Genomic DNA, 22,355 nt, shown 5'->3' with positions numbered 1-22,355 from the left:
TTTTTGGGAGAATTTTGATAAAATAGTAGTATCAATAAAAAGGACGGAAGCATGACAAAGAAAATCATAGCCATTTGGGCCCAAGATGAAAAAGGTGTGATTGGGAAGGAAGATCGTCTCCCTTGGCATTTGCCAGCAGAGTTGCAACATTTTAAGGAAACAACTTTAAATCATGCTATACTGATGGGGCGAGTGACCTTTGATGGCATGGGACGTCGTCTGCTTCCAAAACGGCAAACCCTGATTTTAACGCGCAATAGCGAAGAAGTCATAGATGGGGCGCTCGTATTTCAAGATGTGGAGTCTGTTTTAGCGTGGTATCAGAGTCAGGAAAAAAATCTCTATATCATTGGCGGAAAACAGATTTTTCAGGCTTTTGAGCCTTATTTAGATGAAATCATCGTGACACAGATTCATGCTCAGGTGGAGGGAGATACCTATTTTCCTGAGGAATTTGACTTGTCTCATTTTGAGACAGTAGCAAGCAAATCTTACACCCGAGATGAGAAAAACGACTATGATTTTACCATCGAATACCGAGATAGAAAGGAAGTCTAATGGAGCGCAGTATATTTGGATTTTTTACAGCTTTTTTGTGTGTGATCTGTATTTTGACTGGAGCACAGGCTTTTCGTAAGAAGCGCTATGGACTGTCTGCCTTACTCTGGTTGAATGCTTTTACCAATCTGGTCAACAGTGTCCACGCTTTTTATATGACCTTATTTTAGATAGAATGATAAATTAGAATGGAAGGAAATCATGCCTACAAATAGGAAAAATGATATGATGGTTTATTGCTCATTTTGTGGCAAAAGCCAAGAAGAAGTAAAGAAAATAATCGCTGGGAACAACGCTTTTATCTGTAATGAATGTGTTGAGTTGGCCCAGGAAATCATTCGGGAGGAGTTGGCCGAGGAAGTTTTGGCAGATTTGTCTGAAGTACCAAAACCAATCGAACTCCTCAATATTCTAAACCACTATGTGATTGGTCAGGATCGTGCCAAACGTGCCTTGGCAGTGGCTGTATACAATCACTATAAACGTATCAATTTTCACGATACGCGTGAAGAGTCAGAAGATGTGGATTTGCAGAAGTCAAACATCTTGATGATTGGTCCAACTGGTTCAGGAAAAACTTTCTTGGCTCAGACTTTGGCTAAGAGCTTGAACGTGCCTTTTGCTATTGCAGATGCGACAGCTCTGACTGAGGCTGGTTATGTGGGTGAGGACGTGGAAAATATCCTCCTCAAACTCTTGCAGGCTGCTGACTTTAACATCGAACGTGCAGAACGTGGGATTATCTACGTAGATGAAATTGACAAAATTGCCAAGAAGAGCGAGAATGTGTCTATCACACGTGACGTTTCGGGTGAAGGTGTGCAACAAGCCCTTCTCAAGATTATTGAGGGAACTGTTGCTAGCGTGCCACCTCAAGGTGGACGCAAACATCCACAACAAGAGATGATTCAGGTGGATACCAAGAATATCCTCTTCATCGTGGGTGGTGCTTTTGATGGCATCGAAGAAATCGTCAAACAACGTCTGGGAGAAAAAGTCATTGGTTTTGGCCAAAATAACAAGGCGATTGACGAAAACAGCTCCTACATGCAAGAAATCATCGCAGAAGACATTCAAAAATTCGGTATTATCCCTGAGTTGATTGGACGCTTGCCTGTCTTTGCTGCTCTTGAGCAATTGACGGTCGATGACTTGGTTCGCATCTTGAAGGAGCCAAGAAATGCCTTGGTGAAACAATACCAAACCTTGCTTTCTTATGATGACGTTGAGTTGGAATTTGATGATGAAGCCCTTCAGGAAATCGCCAATAAGGCTATCGAACGCAAGACAGGTGCGCGTGGTCTTCGCTCAATAATCGAAGAAACCATGCTAGATGTTATGTTTGAAGTGCCAAGTCAGGAAAATGTGAAATTGGTCCGCATCACGAAAGAAGCTGTCGATGGAACGGAAAAACCAATCCTAGAAACAGCCTAGAGGAGACTATGGAAATCAATACACACAATGCTGAAATCCTGCTCAGTGCGGCAAACAAGTCCCACTATCCGCAGGATGAACTGCCAGAGATTGCCCTTGCAGGGCGTTCAAATGTTGGCAAGTCTAGCTTTATCAACACCATGTTGAACCGCAAAAATCTTGCTCGTACATCAGGAAAACCTGGGAAGACCCAGTTACTCAACTTCTTCAACATTGATGACAAGATGCGTTTTGTGGATGTACCAGGTTATGGCTATGCCCGCGTTTCCAAAAAGGAACGTGAAAAATGGGGGCGCATGATTGAGGAGTATTTGACCACTCGGGAAAATCTCCGTGCCGTGGTCAGTCTGGTGGATCTCCGTCACGACCCGTCAGCAGATGATGTGCAGATGTACGAATTTCTCAAGTATTATGAGATTCCGGTTATCATCGTTGCGACTAAGGCAGATAAGATTCCCCGTGGTAAGTGGAACAAGCATGAATCAGCAATCAAAAAGAAATTAAACTTTGACCCAAGTGACGACTTCATCCTCTTTTCATCTGTCAGCAAGGCAGGGATGGATCAGGCTTGGGACGCAATATTAGAAAAATTGTGAGGGAAAGAAATGGCAAAAACAATTCATACAGACAAAGCTCCAAAAGCAATCGGACCTTATGTTCAAGGGAAAATCGTTGGCAATCTTTTGTTTGCGAGCGGTCAAGTTCCCCTATCTCCTGAAACTGGAGAAATTGTAGGAGAAACGATCCAAGAACAGACAGAACAAGTTTTGAAAAACATTGCTGCTATTTTGGCAGAAGCAGGAACAGACTTTGACCATGTTGTTAAAACAACTTGCTTCTTGAGCGATATGAATGACTTTGTTCCTTTTAACGAGGTTTACCAGACTGCCTTTAAAGAGGAATTTCCAGCTCGTTCAGCTGTGGAAGTTGCACGTCTTCCTCGTGATGTAAAAGTCGAAATTGAAGTGATCGCAGAGATTGGATAAGCTAGTTGAAGTTTGGCTCTGCCAAACTTTTTTTGATATAAGGAGAGATAGATGACAAAGAAACAACTTCACCTGGTGATTGTGACAGGTATGAGTGGCGCAGGGAAAACAGTAGCCATACAGTCCTTCGAGGATTTGGGATATTTTACCATTGACAATATGCCACCAGCCCTCTTACCAAAATTTTTACAGTTGGTTGAGACCAAGGATGATGACCACAAACTGGCCTTGGTTGTGGACATGCGTAGCCGTTCCTTCTTCTCAGAGATTCAGGCTGTTTTGGATGAATTGGAAAACCAAGACGATTTGGACTTCAAAATCCTCTTTTTAGACGCAGCAGATAAGGAATTGGTGGCACGCTATAAGGAAACTAGACGAAGTCACCCTCTAGCTGCTGATGGTCGGATTTTAGATGGCATCAAGCTGGAACGTGAACTCCTAGCACCTTTGAAAAACATGAGTCAAAATGTGGTGGATACAACAGAACTCACTCCTCGTGAACTGCGTAAAACCATTGCAGAGCAATTTTCAGACCAAGAACAAGCCCAGTCTTTCCGTATCGAAGTCATGTCTTTTGGATTCAAGTATGGTATCCCGATCGATGCAGACCTGGTCTTTGATGTCCGTTTTTTGCCAAATCCATACTACCTGCCTGAACTCCGTAATCAGACAGGTGAGGATCAAGCAGTTTATGACTATGTGATGAATCATGAAGAGTCTGAAAGTTTTTATCAGCACTTACTCGCCTTGATCGAGCCCATTTTGCCAAGTTACAAAAAAGAAGGCAAGTCTGTTTTAACCATTGCAGTAGGATGTACAGGTGGACAACACCGTAGTGTTGCCTTTGCCAAGCGCATAGCTGAGGACCTTGCTAAAAACTGGCCTGTCAATGAAAGCCATCGTGACAAAGACAGAAGAAAGGAAACGGTAAACCGTTCATGAGAAAACCAAAGATAACGGTAATTGGTGGAGGAACAGGTATCCCCGTCATTTTGAAAAGCTTGCGAGAAAAGGATGTTGATATCGCAGCCATCGTAACGGTAGCTGATGATGGTGGCTCTTCTGGTGAACTAAGAAAGAATATCCAACAGCTGACACCACCAGGAGATCTTCGCAATGTCCTGGTGGCCATGTCGGATATGCCTAGGTTTTATGAGAAGGTTTTTCAGTACCGTTTCTCAGAAGAGGCTGGAGCTTTTGCGGGTCATCCTCTAGGAAATATCATTATAGCAGGGCTTTCTGAAATGCAAGGGTCCACTTATAATGCCATGCAGCTGCTAAGTCTCTTTTTCCACACAACAGGGAAAATCTACCCATCAAGCGATCAGCCTCTGACACTGCATGCAGTCTTTAAAGACGGTTCCGAGGTGGCAGGTGAGAGCCACATTGCAGATCATCCAGGCATGATCGACCATGTCTATGTGACCAATACCTTGGATGATGAAACACCGCAAGCCAGCCGTCGAGTAGTCAATACCATTCTCGAGAGTGACATGATTGTCTTGGGGCCTGGTTCCCTCTTTACATCGATTTTGCCGAATATTGTCATTGAGGAGATTGGGCAGGCTCTCTTGGAGACCAAGGCAGAGATCGCCTATGTCTGCAATATCATGACCCAGCGTGGGGAAACAGAACACTTTTCAGACAGTGACCATGTGGAAGTCCTCCATCGACACTTAGGTCGGCCTTTTATTGATACAGTCTTGGTCAATATTGAAAAGGTCCCTAGAGAATACATGGATACCAACCGTTTCGATGAATATTTGGTACAGGTGGAACATGATTTTGCTGGTCTCTGCAAGCAGGTGCCTCGTGTGATTTCTTCCAATTTCCTTCGTTTGGAAAATGGAGGAGCCTTCCATGATGGAGATTTGATTGTGGATGAATTGATGCGAATTATACAGGTGCGAAAATGAGTTTTACAGTTGCAGTAAAAGAAGAAATTCTTGGTCAGCATCATTTAAGCCGCCATGAATTGTCTGCCATCATCAAGATGTCTGGTAGTATTGGTCTCTCGACTTCAGGCCTAACCTTGTCCGTCGTGACCGAAAATGCCAAGTTGGCTCGGCATCTCTATGAGTCCTTTCTCCATTTTTATGAGATCAAGTCTGAGATTCGACACCATCAGAGGAGCAATCTTCGCAAGAATCGTGTCTACACGGTCTATACTGATGAGAGGGTGCAGGAGCTTTTGGCTGATTTGCGACTTGCGGATTCCTTTTTTGGTTTGGAGACGGGTATTGATCCCGATATTTTAGCAGATGAGGAGGCTGGTCGTGCTTACTTATGTGGGGCCTTTCTGGCAAATGGTAGCATCCGAGATCCGGAGTCTGGCAAGTACCAGTTGGAGATCAGTTCCGTTTATCTGGACCATGCCCAAGGGTTGGCCTCTCTTCTTCAGCAGTTTTTGCTGGACGCCAAGGTCATTGAGCGCAGGAAAGGTGCGGTTACCTATCTTCAGCGGGCAGAGGACATCATGGATTTCTTGATCGTGATTGGGGCCATGCAGGCGCGTGATAATTTTGAGCGCGTCAAGATTTTGCGTGAAACCCGTAATGATCTCAATCGGGCTAATAATGCCGAGACAGCTAATATCGCTCGAACGGTTTCTGCTAGTATGAAGACTATCAACAATATCAGTAAAATCAAAGATAGAATGGGTTTGGAAAATTTACCCGTGGATTTGCAAGAGGTGGCTCAGTTGCGAATCCAGCACCCAGATTACTCTATCCAGCAGTTGGCAGATAGCCTGAGCAATCCCCTAACCAAAAGTGGCGTCAACCACAGACTCCGAAAAATAAACAAGATTGCAGATGAATTATAAAACCACGGATTATTCAATCCGTGGTTGTTTTCTTATAAACTTGTTGAGTGTTTTGGTTGCACTTTTTGGTCAGGGTCGATGTAGTTGATGGCATTGTTAATAGCAGTTGGTGCTTCTCCAAGTCCTGTGGCAATCAAGTCAATCTTTCCTTCGTAGTAGCAGCAGTCTCCGATAGCGTAAATACCCGCTTGGCTGGATTCTTGCTTGCTATTGACGATAATCTTGTGTCGGTTGAGATCCAGACCCCATTTTTTTAGATTTCCGACAGATGATTTAAAACCATAGTTGACAAAGAGATGGTCTACTTCGATAGTTTCGGCTTCATCTGATTTGACTTTGGTGATTTCTAGTTTGTCGAGTGTTTTTCCATCTCCGAGAAGTTGGCTAGGGACGAACGGTGTCTTGATGGTTACAGATGATTCTTGCAAGGCTTGCACACTATGTTCCAAGGCGCGGAAGTTATCTCTGCGGTGAACGAGAGTAGTTGGGGCAATCTTTTCAAAAGCCAGAGCCCAGTCCACAGCTGAGTCTCCCCCACCAAGGATGGTTACTTTCTTGCCAGCGTATTGTTGGATATTGGAAACGTGGTAGTGGATATTTTCATAGTCTTCAACGTTCTCCAATTCGAGCGGACGCGGTTTAAAGGCGCCACCACCCATGGCAATGATAACTGTTTTAGTCAGGTGGCTACCTTTAGAGGTTGTAATGGCAAAGCCTTCTTCTTGTTTTTCAATCTCAAGAACGGTTTCATTGAGATGAATAGGAGTATCAAAGCCGTTTAGCTGTTCAATCAAGCGATTGGTCAACTCTTCTCCGGTTAAGTTTGGAAAACCTGGCACATCAAGGATTTGCTTTTCAGGGTAGAGGATGGCTGGTTGACCACCAAGCTGGGGAAGGGAGTCGATGATTTGGACTTTGGCTTGGCGTAGATGGGCGTAAAAGGCAGCAAAGAGCCCGACAGGACCGCCACCTACAATGGTAATATCATAGAGTTGAGACATGATTTCTCCTTTGTTTTTTCTAGTCAGTTTATTTTATCATATTTTTGCTTAATTTAAAATGAGGTAGGATAGGGAAAAAATGGGCAAAAAATGGTATAATGATGAGTAAAGTGTTTTGACAGGGAGGAGGCCAAGGATGAATTTTCAACAATTATCCAATTTACAATACTGGACGAGTTTGTTTTCAAGTCCTTGGAGTATAGTCACCAATCTGATTGATATTCTCATTGTGACTTATATTTTATATCATTTTACTAAAGCTATTGCAGGCACCAAGATTATGATATTGGTCCGTGGAGTCTTAGTTTTTATTCTAGCCCAGATTCTTTCCAATATGATTGGTTTAACAACTATTTCCTGGTTGATCAATCAGATCATCACCTACGGGGTGATTGCAGCAGTGGTTATCTTTTCACCAGAGATTCGGACTGGTTTGGAGCGATTGGGTCGGGCTACTGATTTCTTTTCCAATGCCCCTATCAGTGCGGAAGAGCAAATGGTTCGTGCATTTGTGAAATCAGTTGAATACATGAGTCCTCGTAAGATTGGGGCGCTTGTAGTGGTTCAGCGAGTAAGAACCTTGCAGGAATACATCTCGACAGGGATTCCTTTAGATGCTAAAATTTCGGCTGAATTGCTTATCAATATTTTTATTCCCAATACTCCCTTGCATGATGGTGCTGTCATTATCAAGGAAGACCGGATTGCCGTCACTTCAGCCTATCTACCCCTGACCGAAGATACCGGGATTTCCAAGGAGTTTGGAACGCGTCACAGGGCGGCGATTGGTTTGTCGGAAGTGTCAGATGCTCTTACCTTTGTGGTTTCGGAAGAAACGGGTGGAATCTCAATCACCTATAATGGAGTCTTTAAGCACGATTTGACCTTGGAAGAGTTTGAATCTGAATTGAGAAGAATCTTACTTCCAAAATCAGAGAAAAAGCAAGGTCTGAAAGAGCGCTTGCTAGGAGGATTGAAACATGAGAAAAAATAGTCTATACATCATTTCTTCCTTCTTTTTCGCCTGCATCCTCTTTATCTATGCGACTTCAACAAACTATCAGAATAGCAACAGTGCCAGACAGGTGCGGACGGAGACTTATACAAACACAGTTCTTAATGTCCCAATTGATATTCAGTATGACAGTGATCAGTATTTTATCAGTGGTTTTACATCTGAGGTGACGGTCTTTCTAACAGGCTCAAACAGAGTTGCTTTAGCGAGTGAGATGCAGGAAAGTACCCGCAAATTTAAGGTGACGGCTGATCTTTCTGATGCTAGTGTAGGAACCATCGAAGTTCCTCTGACTATTGAAAATTTACCGAGTGGTTTGACGGCTGTTGCGACACCGCAAAAGATAACAGTGAAGGTTGGTAAAAAAGCAAAACGAGACAATGTCATTGTTGTGCCGGAGATTGATCCTAGTCAGATTGATTCTCGCGTGAAAATCGATACAGTTACTGTATCAGATGAAAAAGTAACGGTTATTAGTGATGAGGAAACCCTCTCCAAAGTAGATCGTGTCATTGCCATCTTACCGACGAGTGAACGGATAACTAGAAACTACTCGTCCTCTGTTCCTCTACAAGCAGTCGATAAAAATGGAAATGTCTTACCAAGCGTCATTATGCCGTTTGACACAACTATGAAAATTACAACAAAAACAGCAACGTCTAGTTCAAGTAACTCGTCAACAAGTTCCTCAGAAGGCAGTTCGTCTTCAACGAGTTCAGAAACAAAATCAGATTCGTCTAAACAATAATAAATAATAGAAAAGGATGATAAATAAAATGGGTAAATATTTTGGGACCGATGGAGTCCGTGGAGAAGCAAACGTAGAACTGACACCAGAATTGGCCTTTAAACTAGGCCGTTTTGGTGGATATGTCCTCAGTCAACACGAAACAGAAGCCCCTAAAGTCTTTGTAGGACGTGATACACGTATCTCAGGAGAAATGTTAGAATCAGCCTTGGTGGCAGGTCTTCTCTCTGTAGGGATTCACGTCTACAAACTTGGTGTCCTTGCAACACCAGCAGTAGCTTACTTGGTCAAAACTGAGGGAGCCAGTGCAGGTGTTATGATTTCTGCCAGCCACAACCCAGCCCTTGATAATGGAATTAAATTCTTTGGTGGGGATGGCTTCAAACTTGATGATGAAAAAGAAGCAGAAATCGAAGCTTTGCTAGATGCTACTGAAGACACTCTTCCTCGTCCAAGCGCCGAAGGCTTGGGAACCTTAGTGGACTATCCAGAAGGTTTACGTAAGTATGAAGGCTACCTTGTTTCAACTGGAACGCCTCTTGAAGGAATGAAAGTGGCCTTGGATACAGCCAACGGTGCAGCATCTACAAGTGCCCGTCAAATCTTTGCAGACCTTGGGGCTCAAATAACTGTTATTGGGGAGACACCAGATGGTCTTAACATCAACTTGAATGTGGGTTCTACACATCCAGAAGCTCTTCAAGAAGTGGTCAAAGAAAGTCAGTCAGCTATTGGTTTGGCCTTTGACGGAGATAGTGACCGTTTGATTGCTGTTGATGAAAATGGCGAGATCGTCGATGGTGATAAGATCATGTATATCATCGGGAAATACCTTTCTGAAAAAGGCCAGTTGGCTCAAAACACCATCGTGACAACGGTTATGTCTAACCTTGGCTTCCATAAGGCCTTGGAGAGTGCTGGTATTAACAAGGCAGTGACTGCTGTTGGTGACCGCTATGTCGTTGAAGAAATGAGAAAATCAGGCTACAACCTTGGTGGTGAACAGTCTGGTCACGTTATCTTAATGGATTACAACACTACTGGTGATGGTCAATTATCAGCTGTTCAATTGACTAAAATCATGAAAGAAACAGGCAAGAGCTTGTCTCAACTAGCATCAGAAGTGACGATTTACCCACAAAAACTGGTCAATATCCGAGTGGAAAATGCTATGAAAGAGAAAGCCATGGAAGTACCAGCCATCAAGACAATCATTGAAAAGATGGAAGAAGAGATGGCAGGAAACGGCCGTATCCTTGTCCGCCCAAGTGGAACAGAACCCCTCTTGCGTGTCATGGCAGAAGCCCCAACAACAGAAGAAGTTAACTACTACGTAGATACGATTGCTGCTGTTGTTAAAGATGAAATCGGAATTGACTAAAGCCTAGAAAACTAGATGAAATGATAAAAATGTGGTACAATTGCATAGTAAATTGTAGCAATGGGAGAGAAAAATGAATCTTAAACGAGAACAAGAATTTGTTAGCCAGTATCACTTTGATGCTCGTAACTTTGAATGGGAAAATGAAAATGGAGCTCCTGAAACTAAGGTAGACGTGAACTTTCAGTTACTCCAACATGACCAAGAAAACCAAGTGACTTCTTTAGTCGTTATCTTGAGCTTCATGATTGTCTTTGACAAATTTGTCATCAGCGGAACAATTTCCCAAGTGAACCATGTGGAAGGTCGTATTGTTAACGAACCAAGCGAATTTAACCAAGAAGAAGTCGAAACCTTGGCACGTCCATGTTTGAACATGCTCAATCGTTTGACGTATGAAGTAACAGAAATCGCCTTGGATCTTCCAGGGATCAATTTGGAGTTTTAGTCATGAAATTAGCTGTCATTACAGATTCTTCAGCCTATTTAGAGGAGAAGACGCTGCAAAGAGAGAATCTTTTTATCTTGGATATTCCTGTCAATATCGATGGAGAGGAGTATGTTGAAGGTGTCAATCTGACAGCTGAGGAATTTTATCAAAAAATGGCTCAGTCTGCAGAATTGCCTAAAACCAGTCAACCGAGTATTGCCAAATTGGATGAGATTCTAAGTTCCTTGAAAGACGAGGGTTATACCCATGTCTTGGGACTATTTCTTTCGTCAGGAATTTCAGGCTTTTATCAGAACATCCAATACATGTTGGATGAGTATGATGGCTTGACCATTGCCTTTCCGGATACCCATATCACAAGCTCCCCTCTAGGATTTATGGTAGAGAGTGCCTTTGAATGGTCAGAACAAGGTGATGATTTTGCCCAGATTCAGGAGAAGTTGTCTATCCAAATTGCTGATAATTCAGCCTTTATCATAGTAGATGACCTCGACCACTTGGTTAAGGGAGGACGTTTGTCAAATGGAGCAGCTATCTTAGGAAATCTCCTCAGTATCAAGCCTATCCTTTACTTTAATGACCAAGGAGTGATTGAAGTTTACGAAAAAGTTCGTACAGAAAAGAAAGCAATCAAACGTTTGGTGGAAATCATCAAGGAGTTGACAAAAGATGGGGACTACCGTATAACAGTCATTCATGGGAACGCTCCTCAAAAGGCAGCGGATTTACGTCAGCTTTTGATGGAGAGTGGTGTGACTGCTGAAATTCCAATTGAAACCTTTGGTAGTGTCATTGGGACCCACCTTGGAGAAGGTAGTATCGCCTTGAGCTATACACCAATCGTCTAAATTGTTCTTACAGGCTTTGTATCTTAGCAATTGAACACGGCCTACCTGCCTCTTGAAAAAAGATGCCTGTCTTGCCTTTCATGGCAAGTCAGCGCCATTCCCTATTTTTCATGGGCAGCTAACGTCCTTTGTATCTTGATAATTGAACACGCCTGGAACCCTGTGTGAAAAAGATAGTTCTTCCAAGGAGTAGACACTCCTTGATCAGAACTCCTATTTTCACTTTGTGTTCTTACAAGCTTTGTATCTTAGACAGGAGTAGAGATGAGTATTCGAGTAATTATTGCCGGTTTTAAGGGAAAGATGGGCCAAGCTGCTTGTCAGATGGTCTTGGTTGATCCTGACTTGGACTTGGTCGCAGTTTTGGATCCTTTTGAGTCTGAGTCAGAGTGGCAGGGTATTCCTGTCTTTAATGATAAGGCTGCCTTGGCTGGTTTTGAAGCGGATGTCTGGGTAGATTTTACTACACCAGCCGTTGCCTACGAAAATACACGCTTTGCTCTTGAAAATGGCTTTGCTCCTGTCGTAGGAACAACTGGATTCACTAGTGAAGAAATTGCAGAACTCAAAGCATTTTCCCGTAAACAAGATTTGGGTGGCTTGATTGCCCCTAACTTTGCCTTGGGAGCTGTCTTGCTGATGCAATTTGCGGCGCAAGCTGCCAAATATTTCCCAAATGTGGAGATTATCGAGCTCCATCATGACAAGAAAAAAGATGCTCCGAGTGGAACAGCTATCAAAACAGCTGAGTTGATGGCGGAAGTTCGGGAATCAATCCAGCAAGGTGCGCCTGATGAGGAAGAATTGATTGCGGGTGCCCGTGGTGCTGACTTTGATGGCATGCGCATCCACTCAGTTCGTCTACCAGGCTTGGTAGCCCATCAGGAAGTCATCTTTGGCAATCAGGGAGAAGGATTGACCCTCCGTCATGACTCCTATGATCGCAGCTCCTTCATGACAGGGGTGAATTTGGGAATCAAAGAAGTTGTCAAGCGTCATGAGCTTGTCTATGGATTAGAACACTTATTATGAGATTAACGCAAATGCCTTCTGAATTTCAGAAGGCTTTACCAGTATTAGAAAAAATTAAAGAAGCAGGCTTTGAGGCCTATTTTGTTGGGGGCTCTGTTCGAGATGCCCTCCTCAATCGTCCCATCCATGATGTGGATATTGCGACTTCTTCTTATCCAGAGGAAACCAAGCAGATATTTTCCCGCACAGCTGATATCGGAATCGAGCACGGAACTGTCTTGGTTTTAGATGGGGACGAGGAGTATGAGGTAACCACCTTTCGGACAGAGGATGTCTATGTAGACTATCGCAGACCCAGTGCGGTTTCCTTTGTGCGTTCGCTAGAAGAAGACCTCAAGCGCCGTGACTTCACAGTTAATGCCTTTGCCTTGGATGAGACAGGCGAAATTATTGACTTGTTCCATGGTTTAGAGGATTTGGAAAACCAAGTCTTGCGAGCAGTTGGAGTGGCTAGTGAACGTTTCAATGAAGATGCTTTGCGCATTATGCGTGGTTTTCGTTTTCAGGCCAGTCTTGGTTTTGAACTTGAGCAAGAAACATTTGAAGCGATGAAGACTTTGACGCCACTCTTGGAGAAAATTTCTGTGGAGCGAACCTTTGTTGAGTTTGATAAGCTCTTGCTGGCACCTTTTTGGCGAGTTGGTCTGTCTTCCATGATTGAGAGTCAAGCTTATGATTATCTCCCTGATATGGCAGCCAGTCGAGAAAAGCTTCAAAAATTGTTTGATTTAGAGGCGGATTTCACCTTTGAGTCTTCTGAGCAAGCCTGGGCGGCCCTCTTGTGGGCTTTGGAGATTAAGGATGCTCAGCCATTTTTGAAGGCATGGAAAACCTCACGACAATTTGCCAAGCAGGTTCAGGATTTGCTGACCATTTTGGCTTTGCGAGAAGAAGGAGAGCTGAGCAAGCGCGATTGTTACCGCTTTGATTTGGATTCCCTTCTACAAGCCGAAAGTCTTCGTCAGGCTCAAGGAAAAGAAGTCAACCCACAAGCCATCAAAGAAACTTACCATAGTTTGACCATTCATGATAAGAAAGAAATTCAGATTAACGGTGGAATTTTGATTAAGGAATATGGTTACCAGCCAGGACCAGACTTGGGAGAGATTTTAACAGAGATTGAGTTTGCCATTGTCGATGGAGAGTTGGAAAACGACCGTCAAGCCATCCATACTTACCTGAGGGAGAAAAAATGAGTGATTTTATCGTTGAAAAACTAAGCAAATCCGTCGGTGATAAGACCGTTTTTAAGGATATTTCTTTTATCATCCATGACTTGGATAGAATCGGTCTAATAGGTGTCAATGGAACGGGTAAGACCACTCTGTTAGACGTTCTTTCTGGTGTTTCTGGCTTTGATGGGGATGTCAGTCCCTTTTCGGCAAAGAATGACTATAAGATTGGCTACTTGACACAGGATCCTGATTTTGATGATAGCAAGACAGTTTTGGATACGGTTCTCTCCAGCGACCTCAAGGAAATCCAGTTGATTCGTGAGTATGAGTTAATCATGCTCAATTACAGTGAGGACAAGCAGGCTCGTTTGGAACGGGTCATGGCAGAGATGGATTCTCTCCAAGCCTGGGAAATTGAAAGCCAGGTCAAGACGGTCCTCAGCAAGCTGGGTATTCAGGACTTGTCGACTCCAGTTGGTGAATTGTCAGGCGGTCTGAGAAGACGGGTTCAGTTGGCGCAAGTTCTCCTAGGCAACCACGACCTCTTGTTACTGGACGAGCCGACCAACCACTTGGACATTGCGACCATTGAGTGGCTGACTCTCTTTTTGAAAAATTCCAAGAAGACAGTTCTCTTTATCACCCACGATCGCTATTTCCTAGATGCACTATCAACGCGGATTTTCGAGTTGGACCGAGCAGGCTTGACCGAGTATCAGGGAAATTATCAGGACTATGTTCGTCTCAAGGCTGAGCAAGATGAGCGTGACGCTGCTCTCCTTCACAAAAAGGAGCAACTCTACAAACAAGAATTGGCTTGGATGCGCAGACAACCGCAAGCGCGTGCGACCAAGCAGCAGGCTCGTATCAATCGTTTCCACGATTTGAAAAAGGAAGTTTCAGGTGGCGTTGCTGATACAGACTTGACCATGAACTTTGAAACCAGTCGGATTGGGAAGAAAGTCATCGAGTTTCAGGACGTTTCCTTTGCCTATGAAAACAAGCCCATTTTGCAAGATTTTAATCTCTTGGTGCAAGCTAAAGACCGTATCGGTATCGTTGGGGACAACGGTGTTGGGAAGTCAACCCTGCTTAACCTCATCGCAGGAAGTCTTGAGCCGACAGCAGGTCAAGTTGTGATTGGGGAAACCGTTCGTATCGCCTATTTCTCTCAACAAATCGAAGGCTTGGATGAAAGTAAAAGGGTCATCAATTACCTGCAGGAAGTAGCAGAAGAGGTCAAGACCAGTGGTGGTTCTACGACTTCCATCGCTGAGTTGCTAGAGCAGTTCCTCTTTCCACGTTCGACGCATGGAACCTTGATTGAGAAGTTGTCTGGAGGAGAGAAAAAACGCCTTTATCTCCTTAAACTTCTTCTTGAAAAACCCAATGTTCTGCTTTTGGACGAGCCAACCAATGATTTGGATATTGCGACCTTGACAGTTTTGGAGAATTTCTTGCAAGGCTTTGCTGGACCAGTTTTGACTGTTAGTCACGACCGTTATTTTCTGGATAAGGTAGCGACTAAGATTCTGGCTTTTGAGGATGGTAAGATTCGTCCTTTCTTTGGCCATTACACTGATTACCTTGACGAAAAAGCCTTTGAAGCAGAAACAGCAAGTCAAGTTCAAAAGGCCGAAAAAGAGAAAGTGGTCAAAGTCCGTGAAGACAAGAAGCGAATGACCTATCAAGAAAAGCAGGAGTGGGCAAGCATTGAAGGCGATATTGAAGCCTTGGAAAATCGTATCGCTGCTATTGAAGAGGAGATGCAGGCAAATGGCTCCGACTTTGGTAAACTAGCGACTCTTCAAAAAGAGCTAGACGAGAAAAACGAAGAACTCCTTGAAAAATACGAACGCTATGAATACCTAAGTGAGTTGATATGATGGAAGAAAAAGTCATTAAACGTAGTCCCAAGAAAATCATTTGGAATGCCTTGTTTGGCCTCGCTTCAGTGCTTTTCTTCTTGCTACCTCTCTCTTATCTCCATTCGTATTCGCAAAAGGGGACCAGACTTCATACGATAAGTCTTTTGTTAATGCTGCTTGTACTTTTTTGTGCTGGAGTGGTCGTTTATCAGACATACAGGCTGTTAAGTTCCGATAAGGAATATTTGAGATGTACTGTTGAGGGGTTTTACTACAAACCAAACCCAAAGAAACCCAGTCGTTTCTATGCTTGGACAGATGTAGAAGAGTTTTCCTTTTCTCGGATTCGAGGGAAGTATAGGGATTCCTATCGGATTGAAGTTTATTTTAAAAACAAGGAAAATGTGAAATCCCAATCACTTCTAGCCCTACTGAAGAGAAGGTGTTTCCCTTTTCATCCGTCAGCAGATTTGATTATCCCTATCTTTCTATTAGATGTAGGTCTTCCTGAAAGGGTATACGAGACCATGAAGTACTATGAAAGAGAATGGCGCATCGAACAAAATCGTCAAGCAAGAAAAAAGGCAAAACAAGCTTCGAAAAGCAAATCTTCCAAACCGTCATAGTCTGTCTTTACTTAAAGTAGCATAATCAAAAAGGCCCTATCCATTGGATAGGGTTACTGTCTGTCTTCTTTTTTTGTTTCCTGGTGGAAGATATTTTGCCAAGTCTCATGGCGACGCCAGATACTGGTATGGACGATACCATCCAGCTCATAGCAAATGAGCTTGGTTTTCTGACTAATGGAAGTGATTTGAATATCCTTAATAGTAGCTTTAAGTTCTTTTTCGGCTTGATAAGCGACTTTATCCATCTGCTCTCCATCTTGACGGATATAGAGAAAGTCCTCAGCAAGGAGTTCTTCTAGCTGATTTCCTTGGTCAATCAATTGCTCACGCATGAGCAGTTTTTTGTAGACATTGTCTAAAATCTCGTCCTCAGGTATAGGAGCAGGTTCGATGTGGATATCAGTATCAAAAACACCAAATCGTTCTTCTAGCATAGACTCAACTTGGTCTGCAATTTCGTGACTTTCATAGACTGATAGATCGGGATTCATTTCCAGCGTGATATCAAGGTAGATATTGCTACCGTAGGTGCGACCTCTTTGAGACTTAACCTTACTAATCTTTGGAATCTCCATGATGGCCTTCTGATAATCTTCCAGCAGACGGTCGTCAAAACCATCTGAAAGACTAAAGGAAGACTCTATAAAGATATCATAGGCTGTCTTTAAGATAAAGAAGGTGATGATGATAGCAACCAGTTTATCCACGATAGGATAGTTGAAACTGCTTGCTAGGATAGCAATGGAAGTCCCCAGCGAGGTGACAGCATCGGAAAGATTGTCCTTGGTGGCAGCCTTGAGCGCCTTGGACTTGGATTTCTTACTGAGGCGAGTATTATAGAGATAAACTGCGAACATGACTGCCGCAGAGACGACTCCTAGACTTGCACCCAGAGGGTCGATAACTGTCTGTTCTCGACTGAGAATTTTTTGAATGGTGTCCCGAAGAACATCAAAGCCAACGTAGAACATGATGATGGAAGTAATCAAACTAGCCAAATCTTCAATCTTCCAGTGACCGAAACGATGATCACGGTCTGCAGGCTGGCGTGCCATACGAATACCGATCAGAAGAGCAACATTTCCGATAATATCTGATACGTTGTTGAAACCATCCGCTACCAAACTGGAAGAATGTAGGAGGTGGCCAGTCGCTAATTTTGCCGTAGACAAGAGGAGGTAGGTTGAAATACTGATAATAGCTCCACGTTCTGCCAATTTGAGATTTGACATGGATTGGTTCATCGGACTTCCTTTCTAGTGCTGAGATTCTGTTTTCATTATACTGGTTTTCAAAGGAAAATTCAAATTTAGTCTTGTTTCATCGGATTTAAACCCTTGAAAATTGTTCAAATTTTGATATAATAGTACTACTCAAGGGAGTAGCTGGCAGAAACCTGTGATAGTGTCGTCATTCCGAATTGTATACTGAAAAGTATGTTTTCCGGCACTATCTTAAACAGCGAGACTTGTTATGATTAACAGGTCTCTTTTTGTTTGTCGTGAAAAGATAGGACAGAAAGAGAGTCTGTTTTGCACACAATGTCAAGGAGGAGACACATGTCAAAAGAACAAAAACGCCAAGCGTTTTATACTCAAAGTCCTGAAGAGGTCTTGAAGTCGGTTGAAGCAACTGAGCAAGGTCTTTCGTCAAGCGAAGCGCAGAAACGCCTAGCTGAATATGGACGCAATGAACTGGAAGAGGGTGAGAAAAAATCTCTCCTAGTCAAGTTTATTGAGCAATTTAAGGATTTGATGATTATCATCCTAATTGCTGCGGCTATCTTGTCCGTCATAACTTCTGGTGGAGAAGATATTGCAGATGCCATCATTATCCTTGCCGTGGTTATCATCAACGCTGCCTTTGGTGTTTACCAAGAAGGAAAAGCAGAAGAAGCCATCGAAGCCCTCAAGTCTATGTCTAGTCCAGCTGCTCGCGTTATTCGTGATGGACACATGACTGAGATTGATTCCAAAGAATTGGTGCCAGGTGATATCGTCGCCCTCGAAGCTGGTGACGTCGTACCAGCAGACCTACGTTTGCTAGAAGCTAATTCTCTTAAAATCGAAGAAGCAGCATTGACAGGTGAGTCTGTTCCAGTTGAAAAAGATTTGACTGTAGAACTCGCTGCAGATGCTGGTATTGGTGACCGTGTCAATATGGCCTTCCAAAACTCAAACGTGACCTACGGTCGTGGTCTTGGTGTTGTTGTCAATACAGGTATGTATACTGAAGTGGGTCATATCGCTGGCATGCTCCAAGATGCTGATGAGACAGATACGCCACTAAAACAAAACTTGAACAACCTTTCTAAGGTTTTGACCTATGCTATCTTGGTCATTGCCCTTGTTACTTTTGTTGTTGGTGTCTTCATTCAAGGAAAAAATCCACTTGGTGAGTTGATGACCTCTGTTGCGCTTGCTGTTGCAGCCATTCCAGAAGGACTCCCAGCTATCGTGACGATCGTTCTTGCCCTTGGTACTCAAGTTTTGGCCAAACGAAACTCTATCGTTCGTAAGTTGCCAGCAGTCGAAACACTTGGTTCAACAGAAATCATCGCTTCTGATAAGACTGGTACGCTTACCATGAACAAGATGACAGTCGAGAAAGTCTTCTATGACGCAGTCCTACATGACTCAGCTGATGATATTGAACTTGGCTTGGACATGCCACTACTTCGTTCAGTTGTCTTGGCCAATGATACCAAGATTGATGCTGAAGGAAACCTGATCGGGGATCCAACGGAAACAGCCTTCATCCAGTATGCCTTGGACAAGGGCTACGATGTTAAAGGGTTCTTAGAGAAATATCCTCGTGTTGCCGAGTTGCCATTTGACTCAGATCGTAAACTCATGTCGACAGTTCATCCATTGCCAGATGGTAAATTCCTCGTAGCAGTCAAAGGGGCTCCAGATCAACTTTTGAAACGTTGTGTTGCTCGTGATAAAGCTGGAGATGTTGCTCCGATTGATGAGAAAGTCACTGAATTAATCCATACAAACAACTCTGACATGGCTCACCAAGCTCTGCGTGTTCTTGCGGGTGCTTATAAGATTATCGATAGTATTCCAGAAAATCCTACTTCTGAGGAGCTTGAAAACAACTTAATCTTTACTGGTTTGATTGGGATGATTGACCCTGAGCGTGCCGAAGCGGCAGAAGCCGTTCGTGTCGCTAAGGAAGCGGGAATCCGTCCAATCATGATTACTGGTGACCACCAAGACACAGCAGAAGCTATTGCCAAACGTTTGGGAATTATCGATGAAAATGACTCGGAAGACCATGTCTTGACTGGTGCTGAACTCAACGAACTTTCAGATGAAGAATTTGAAAAAGTCGTTGGTCAATACTCTGTCTACGCGCGTGTATCTCCAGAACACAAGGTTCGTATCGTCAAGGCTTGGCAAAAACAAGGTAAGGTTGTTGCTATGACAGGTGACGGTGTTAATGACGCTCCGGCTCTGAAAACAGCCGACATTGGTATCGGTATGGGAATCACTGGTACTGAGGTTTCTAAGGGTGCATCTGACATGATTCTTGCAGATGATAACTTTGCGACTATCATTGTCGCAGTTGAAGAAGGACGTAAGGTCTTCTCAAACATTCAAAAGACTATTCAGTACTTGCTTTCTGCCAATACGGCTGAAGTATTAACCATCTTCCTATCAACCTTGTTTGGTTGGGATGTCTTGCAGCCAGTTCATCTCTTGTGGATCAACTTGGTAACCGATACCTTCCCAGCTATCGCTCTTGGTGTTGAACCAGCTGAGCCAGGTGTTATGACCCACAAACCACGTGGACGCAAATCAAGCTTCTTCTCAGGTGGGGTCATGAGTTCCATTATTTATCAAGGTGTACTCCAAGGTGCTCTCGTCTTGACTGTTTATGGTCTTGCTCTTGCCTATCCAGTTCATGTAGGAGACAACCAAGCCATTCACGCGGATGCCCTCACTATGGCCTTTGCAACGCTTGGTTTGATTCAGCTCTTCCATGCCTACAACGTCAAGTCTGTTTACCAATCCATCTTGACAGTCGGACCATTCAAGTCTAAGACCTTCAACTGGTCAATCTTGGTATCCTTCATTCTTCTTATGGCAACGATCGTTGTAGAACCACTTGAAGGTATCTTCCACGTAACCAAACTAGACTTGTCACAATGGGCTATTGTTCTAGCTGGAAGCTTCTCAATGATACTTATCGTCGAAATCGTCAAGTTTGTTCAACGTAAACTTGGTCTTGATAAGAACGCGATTTAAAAAGAAAGTCATCTTCGGATGGCTTTTTTTGTATTTGAGGGAAAGGACTAGAAGTTGCCCCCTTTTGTGCTATAATAAAGTAAAGATGTAAGGAGCGTAAGAGAATGGAAAAGAAAATTGTCCGAGATGTCTTATTCTTGTCGCAGGTCTCGAAACCTGCAAGTCAGGAAGACCTTTATCTGGCTAAGGATTTGCAGGATACCCTGCTGGCTAATCGCGAGACCTGTGTCGGTCTAGCGGCCAATATGATTGGTGTGCAGAAGCGTGTCATTATCTTTAATCTTGGCTTGGTTCCCATGGTTATGTTTAATCCCGTTCTCCTTTCCTACATAGGACCTTACGAGACAGAGGAAGGGTGTTTGTCCTTGACTGGGGTGCGATCAACAACTCGTTATGAAACGATTACGGTTTCCTATCGAGATAGTAAGTGGCAGGAACAGACCATTACGTTAACAGGTTTTCCAGCTCAGATCTGCCAACATGAACTGGATCATTTGGAAGGACGGATTATTTAGGAGGAATTCAGATGAAACGCATACTTTTTGAACTTGTTTTTATCGCAACGACTTGGTATATCTTTTTGCCGCCACTTAATCTTACTAGTTGGGAATTCATCTTCTTTCTTTGTGGGCATCTGGTGGTGATGGGAATTTTGTTTAGTTTCCGCAAGGATACCAACCTCCTCAAGACAGTTCACCTACGTCATGGCAAGGCTGCCAAAGATCTCAATCTAGAAGGATTCCTTTTTACCAAACTTAGTAGAGGATTGTTTCTGACTGCAGCTATCATCTTTGTCCTTGCTGGTCTGGTAAGCCTAGTAACCTCTAGCTTTTTCCAAGCAAAAAATTATGCTAATGTAGTGTCTATCACAGAAAAAGACTTTAAAGATTTTCCTAAGAGTGATACCAGTAAGGTTCCAATCCTAGATCGGAGCACTGCAGAAAAGATTGGAGACCGTTATCTAGGCTCTCTGACGGATAAGGTCTCCCAGTACGTAGCAGCAGATACTTATACTCAGCTGACGGTTGATGGCAAACCCTATCGGGTGACCCCTTTGGAGTATGCCGACCCGATCAAATGGTTTAATAATCAGTCCAAGGGAATTGGAGAGTATATCAAGGTTGATATGGTGACAGGAAATGCGGAATTGGTGGATTTAAAAACGCCCATGAAGTATTCAGACTCTGAGTATTTTAACCGAGACGTCAAACGCCATCTTCGGATTAAGTACCCAACCAAGATTTTTAAAACGCCCTCCTTTGAGGTGGATGATGAAGGCAATCCCTTCTATGTAGCAACCGTTTATCAAAAGCAGTTTGGTCTAGGAGTCCCGCGTCCTTCATCTGTTATTATCTTAGATGCCACCAATGGAGAAACCAAGGAATACAGCTTGGATGAAGTCCCAGAATGGGTGGATCGTGTCTATCCAGCTGAAGAAACCATCGAGCAAATCAACTACAACGGCAAGTATAAAGACGGCCTCTGGAATGCCTTGATTTCTAAGAAAAACGTTACCCAAACGACAGAAGGCTATAACTATCTTTCTATCGGAAATGACATTTATCTCTACACTGGGGTGACTTCAGCCAACGCTGACGAAAGTAATCTAGGATTTATCCTTGAAAATATGCGCACTGGTGAAATCACCAAGTACAATCTAGCTTCAGCAACCGAAGAATCTGCCCGTGCTTCTGCAGAGGGAGCAGTGCAAGAGAAGGCCTACAAGGCTACCTTCCCTATTCTTGTCAATCTCAATGACAAACCGCTCTATATCATGGGCTTGAAGGACAATGCAGGCTTGGTCAAGGAGTATGCATTGGTCGATGCCGTGGAGTACCAAAACGTCATCGTAGCAACTACGGTAGATGAACTCCTCAGCAAGTATGCCAATAAAAATGACCTCGAGTTGGATAATGAAACGGTAGAAAACATCAAGGGTATCGTCTCAGACCTTAAATCAGCTGTCATCAAGGGTGATACCGTCTACTTCTTTAAAGTTGATGGCAAGATTTATAAGGTCAAGGCTTCCGTGTCAGACGACCTTCCTTACCTCGAAAATGGCCAATCCTTCGAAGGTCAAGTTGGAAAAGATAACTATCTCAAGACCTTTAAAGTACAATAATACTCTTCGAAAATCAAATTCAAACTA

21 protein-coding genes are annotated in these 22,355 nt (G+C 43.4%); 19 read left to right on the top strand and 2 right to left on the bottom strand.

Going from position 1 to position 22,355, the window contains the following annotated elements; translation table 11 throughout:
* Positions 1–51 precede the first annotated feature (51 nt).
* The 7 genes from B7721_RS09075 to whiA all read left to right on the top strand — a co-directional run bounded on the left by B7721_RS09075 (position 52) and on the right by whiA (position 5,802).
* Positions 52–558 carry a dihydrofolate reductase gene (locus B7721_RS09075; protein ID WP_000162306.1) on the top strand — a complete coding sequence of 169 codons (507 nt, stop codon included), beginning with the start codon at positions 52–54 and terminating at the stop codon, positions 556–558.
* 201 nt (positions 559–759) lie between these two features.
* Positions 760–1,992, top strand: coding sequence for an ATP-dependent Clp protease ATP-binding subunit ClpX (gene clpX / locus B7721_RS09065; RefSeq protein WP_002874765.1), 1,233 nt, complete (start codon positions 760–762; stop codon positions 1,990–1,992).
* Between the two features lie 8 nt (positions 1,993–2,000).
* On the top strand, positions 2,001–2,588 hold the full coding sequence (gene yihA, locus B7721_RS09060) for a ribosome biogenesis GTP-binding protein YihA/YsxC (RefSeq protein ID WP_000405203.1): 588 nt from the start codon (positions 2,001–2,003) through the stop codon (positions 2,586–2,588).
* 9 nt (positions 2,589–2,597) lie between these two features.
* Positions 2,598–2,978 (top strand): RidA family protein, encoded by a 381-nt coding sequence (locus B7721_RS09055; protein WP_001140417.1) that lies wholly within the window; start codon positions 2,598–2,600, stop codon positions 2,976–2,978.
* 51 nt (positions 2,979–3,029) lie between these two features.
* Entirely contained in the window at positions 3,030–3,920 is an 891-nt protein-coding gene (gene rapZ, locus B7721_RS09050) for an RNase adapter RapZ (protein ID WP_000163039.1), read from the top strand.
* Complete coding sequence (locus tag B7721_RS09045; RefSeq protein ID WP_084878700.1) at positions 3,917–4,894, top strand: YvcK family protein; 978 nt, start codon at positions 3,917–3,919, stop codon at positions 4,892–4,894. The genes rapZ and B7721_RS09045 overlap by 4 nt, the downstream gene beginning before the upstream one ends.
* Complete coding sequence (gene whiA / locus B7721_RS09040) at positions 4,891–5,802, top strand: DNA-binding protein WhiA (protein WP_057489475.1); 912 nt, start codon at positions 4,891–4,893, stop codon at positions 5,800–5,802. Before B7721_RS09045 ends, whiA begins: the two co-directional genes overlap by 4 nt.
* A gap of 32 nt (positions 5,803–5,834) precedes the next feature.
* Here the strand turns inward: whiA and B7721_RS09035 are convergent, their stop codons facing one another.
* A complete protein-coding gene (locus B7721_RS09035) occupies positions 5,835–6,803 on the bottom strand; it encodes an NAD(P)/FAD-dependent oxidoreductase (protein WP_038805964.1) in 969 nt (322 codons plus the stop codon).
* 136 nt (positions 6,804–6,939) lie between these two features.
* Between B7721_RS09035 and cdaA the strand changes: the two genes are divergently transcribed.
* The 9 genes from cdaA to B7721_RS08985 all read left to right on the top strand — a co-directional run bounded on the left by cdaA (position 6,940) and on the right by B7721_RS08985 (position 15,947).
* Positions 6,940–7,797 carry a diadenylate cyclase CdaA gene (gene cdaA, locus B7721_RS09025; protein ID WP_001011078.1) on the top strand — a complete coding sequence of 286 codons (858 nt, stop codon included), beginning with the start codon at positions 6,940–6,942 and terminating at the stop codon, positions 7,795–7,797.
* Entirely contained in the window at positions 7,784–8,566 is a 783-nt protein-coding gene (locus B7721_RS09020; protein ID WP_049478489.1) for a CdaR family protein, read from the top strand. The genes cdaA and B7721_RS09020 overlap by 14 nt, the downstream gene beginning before the upstream one ends.
* Before the next feature lie 28 nt (positions 8,567–8,594).
* Positions 8,595–9,947, top strand: a complete 1,353-nt coding sequence (gene glmM, locus B7721_RS09015; RefSeq protein WP_044020450.1) for a phosphoglucosamine mutase — start codon at positions 8,595–8,597, stop codon at positions 9,945–9,947.
* Between the two features lie 73 nt (positions 9,948–10,020).
* On the top strand, positions 10,021–10,395 hold the full coding sequence (locus tag B7721_RS09010) for a DUF1149 family protein (protein WP_001050092.1): 375 nt from the start codon (positions 10,021–10,023) through the stop codon (positions 10,393–10,395).
* A 2-nt stretch (positions 10,396–10,397) separates the two neighbouring features.
* Positions 10,398–11,246, top strand: coding sequence for a DegV family protein (locus B7721_RS09005; RefSeq protein ID WP_070800037.1), 849 nt, complete (start codon positions 10,398–10,400; stop codon positions 11,244–11,246).
* A gap of 264 nt (positions 11,247–11,510) precedes the next feature.
* Positions 11,511–12,278: a 4-hydroxy-tetrahydrodipicolinate reductase gene (gene dapB / locus B7721_RS09000; protein WP_084878698.1), complete on the top strand. Its 768-nt coding sequence runs from the start codon at positions 11,511–11,513 to the stop codon at positions 12,276–12,278.
* Positions 12,275–13,474, top strand: a complete 1,200-nt coding sequence (locus tag B7721_RS08995) for a CCA tRNA nucleotidyltransferase (protein ID WP_002874759.1) — start codon at positions 12,275–12,277, stop codon at positions 13,472–13,474. The genes dapB and B7721_RS08995 overlap by 4 nt, the downstream gene beginning before the upstream one ends.
* Complete coding sequence (locus B7721_RS08990) at positions 13,471–15,339, top strand: ABC-F family ATP-binding cassette domain-containing protein (RefSeq protein WP_084878696.1); 1,869 nt, start codon at positions 13,471–13,473, stop codon at positions 15,337–15,339. Before B7721_RS08995 ends, B7721_RS08990 begins: the two co-directional genes overlap by 4 nt.
* Positions 15,336–15,947 carry a hypothetical protein gene (locus B7721_RS08985; protein ID WP_084878694.1) on the top strand — a complete coding sequence of 204 codons (612 nt, stop codon included), beginning with the start codon at positions 15,336–15,338 and terminating at the stop codon, positions 15,945–15,947. Before B7721_RS08990 ends, B7721_RS08985 begins: the two co-directional genes overlap by 4 nt.
* Before the next feature lie 53 nt (positions 15,948–16,000).
* On the opposite strand, the gene B7721_RS08980 is transcribed toward B7721_RS08985, so the two are convergent.
* Positions 16,001–17,194 carry a cation diffusion facilitator family transporter gene (locus B7721_RS08980; RefSeq protein ID WP_084878692.1) on the bottom strand — a complete coding sequence of 398 codons (1,194 nt, stop codon included), beginning with the start codon at positions 17,192–17,194 and terminating at the stop codon, positions 16,001–16,003.
* A 315-nt stretch (positions 17,195–17,509) separates the two neighbouring features.
* Here B7721_RS08980 and B7721_RS08975 point away from each other — a divergent pair, with 315 nt between their 5' ends.
* The 3 genes from B7721_RS08975 (at position 17,510) to B7721_RS08965 (ending at position 22,328) form a co-directional block, all read left to right on the top strand.
* Complete coding sequence (locus B7721_RS08975) at positions 17,510–20,206, top strand: cation-translocating P-type ATPase (RefSeq protein WP_084878690.1); 2,697 nt, start codon at positions 17,510–17,512, stop codon at positions 20,204–20,206.
* 104 nt (positions 20,207–20,310) lie between these two features.
* Positions 20,311–20,721 carry a peptide deformylase gene (locus tag B7721_RS08970; protein WP_000412254.1) on the top strand — a complete coding sequence of 137 codons (411 nt, stop codon included), beginning with the start codon at positions 20,311–20,313 and terminating at the stop codon, positions 20,719–20,721.
* An 11-nt stretch (positions 20,722–20,732) separates the two neighbouring features.
* On the top strand, positions 20,733–22,328 hold the full coding sequence (locus tag B7721_RS08965; protein ID WP_084878688.1) for a hypothetical protein: 1,596 nt from the start codon (positions 20,733–20,735) through the stop codon (positions 22,326–22,328).
* Positions 22,329–22,355: the final 27 nt, after the last annotated feature.

It is taken from the genome of Streptococcus oralis subsp. oralis (assembly GCF_002096445.1).
Classification (GTDB): Bacteria; Bacillota; Bacilli; order Lactobacillales; family Streptococcaceae; genus Streptococcus; species Streptococcus oralis_N.
This window is presented reverse-complemented; position numbering and strand designations above follow the sequence as displayed.

What these genes read in the sequence shown, in the direction of transcription:
- clpX (WP_002874765.1), top strand. Translation starts at nt 760, where the DNA reads ATGCCTACAAATAGGAAAAATGATATGATGGTTTATTGCTCATTTTGT.
- B7721_RS08975 (WP_084878690.1), top strand. Translation starts at nt 17,510, where the DNA reads ATGTCAAAAGAACAAAAACGCCAAGCGTTTTATACTCAAAGTCCTGAA.
- B7721_RS09010 (WP_001050092.1), top strand. Translation starts at nt 10,021, where the DNA reads ATGAATCTTAAACGAGAACAAGAATTTGTTAGCCAGTATCACTTTGAT.
- B7721_RS09075 (WP_000162306.1), top strand. Translation starts at nt 52, where the DNA reads ATGACAAAGAAAATCATAGCCATTTGGGCCCAAGATGAAAAAGGTGTG.
- glmM (WP_044020450.1), top strand. Translation starts at nt 8,595, where the DNA reads ATGGGTAAATATTTTGGGACCGATGGAGTCCGTGGAGAAGCAAACGTA.
- B7721_RS08965 (WP_084878688.1), top strand. Translation starts at nt 20,733, where the DNA reads ATGAAACGCATACTTTTTGAACTTGTTTTTATCGCAACGACTTGGTAT.
- dapB (WP_084878698.1), top strand. Translation starts at nt 11,511, where the DNA reads ATGAGTATTCGAGTAATTATTGCCGGTTTTAAGGGAAAGATGGGCCAA.
- B7721_RS08985 (WP_084878694.1), top strand. Translation starts at nt 15,336, where the DNA reads ATGATGGAAGAAAAAGTCATTAAACGTAGTCCCAAGAAAATCATTTGG.
- B7721_RS09055 (WP_001140417.1), top strand. Translation starts at nt 2,598, where the DNA reads ATGGCAAAAACAATTCATACAGACAAAGCTCCAAAAGCAATCGGACCT.
- cdaA (WP_001011078.1), top strand. Translation starts at nt 6,940, where the DNA reads ATGAATTTTCAACAATTATCCAATTTACAATACTGGACGAGTTTGTTT.
- B7721_RS09035 (WP_038805964.1), bottom strand. Translation starts at nt 6,803, where the DNA reads ATGTCTCAACTCTATGATATTACCATTGTAGGTGGCGGTCCTGTCGGG.
- B7721_RS08980 (WP_084878692.1), bottom strand. Translation starts at nt 17,194, where the DNA reads ATGAACCAATCCATGTCAAATCTCAAATTGGCAGAACGTGGAGCTATT.
- B7721_RS08995 (WP_002874759.1), top strand. Translation starts at nt 12,275, where the DNA reads ATGAGATTAACGCAAATGCCTTCTGAATTTCAGAAGGCTTTACCAGTA.
- B7721_RS09020 (WP_049478489.1), top strand. Translation starts at nt 7,784, where the DNA reads ATGAGAAAAAATAGTCTATACATCATTTCTTCCTTCTTTTTCGCCTGC.
- rapZ (WP_000163039.1), top strand. Translation starts at nt 3,030, where the DNA reads ATGACAAAGAAACAACTTCACCTGGTGATTGTGACAGGTATGAGTGGC.
- B7721_RS08990 (WP_084878696.1), top strand. Translation starts at nt 13,471, where the DNA reads ATGAGTGATTTTATCGTTGAAAAACTAAGCAAATCCGTCGGTGATAAG.
- whiA (WP_057489475.1), top strand. Translation starts at nt 4,891, where the DNA reads ATGAGTTTTACAGTTGCAGTAAAAGAAGAAATTCTTGGTCAGCATCAT.
- B7721_RS09045 (WP_084878700.1), top strand. Translation starts at nt 3,917, where the DNA reads ATGAGAAAACCAAAGATAACGGTAATTGGTGGAGGAACAGGTATCCCC.
- B7721_RS09005 (WP_070800037.1), top strand. Translation starts at nt 10,398, where the DNA reads ATGAAATTAGCTGTCATTACAGATTCTTCAGCCTATTTAGAGGAGAAG.
- yihA (WP_000405203.1), top strand. Translation starts at nt 2,001, where the DNA reads ATGGAAATCAATACACACAATGCTGAAATCCTGCTCAGTGCGGCAAAC.
- B7721_RS08970 (WP_000412254.1), top strand. Translation starts at nt 20,311, where the DNA reads ATGGAAAAGAAAATTGTCCGAGATGTCTTATTCTTGTCGCAGGTCTCG.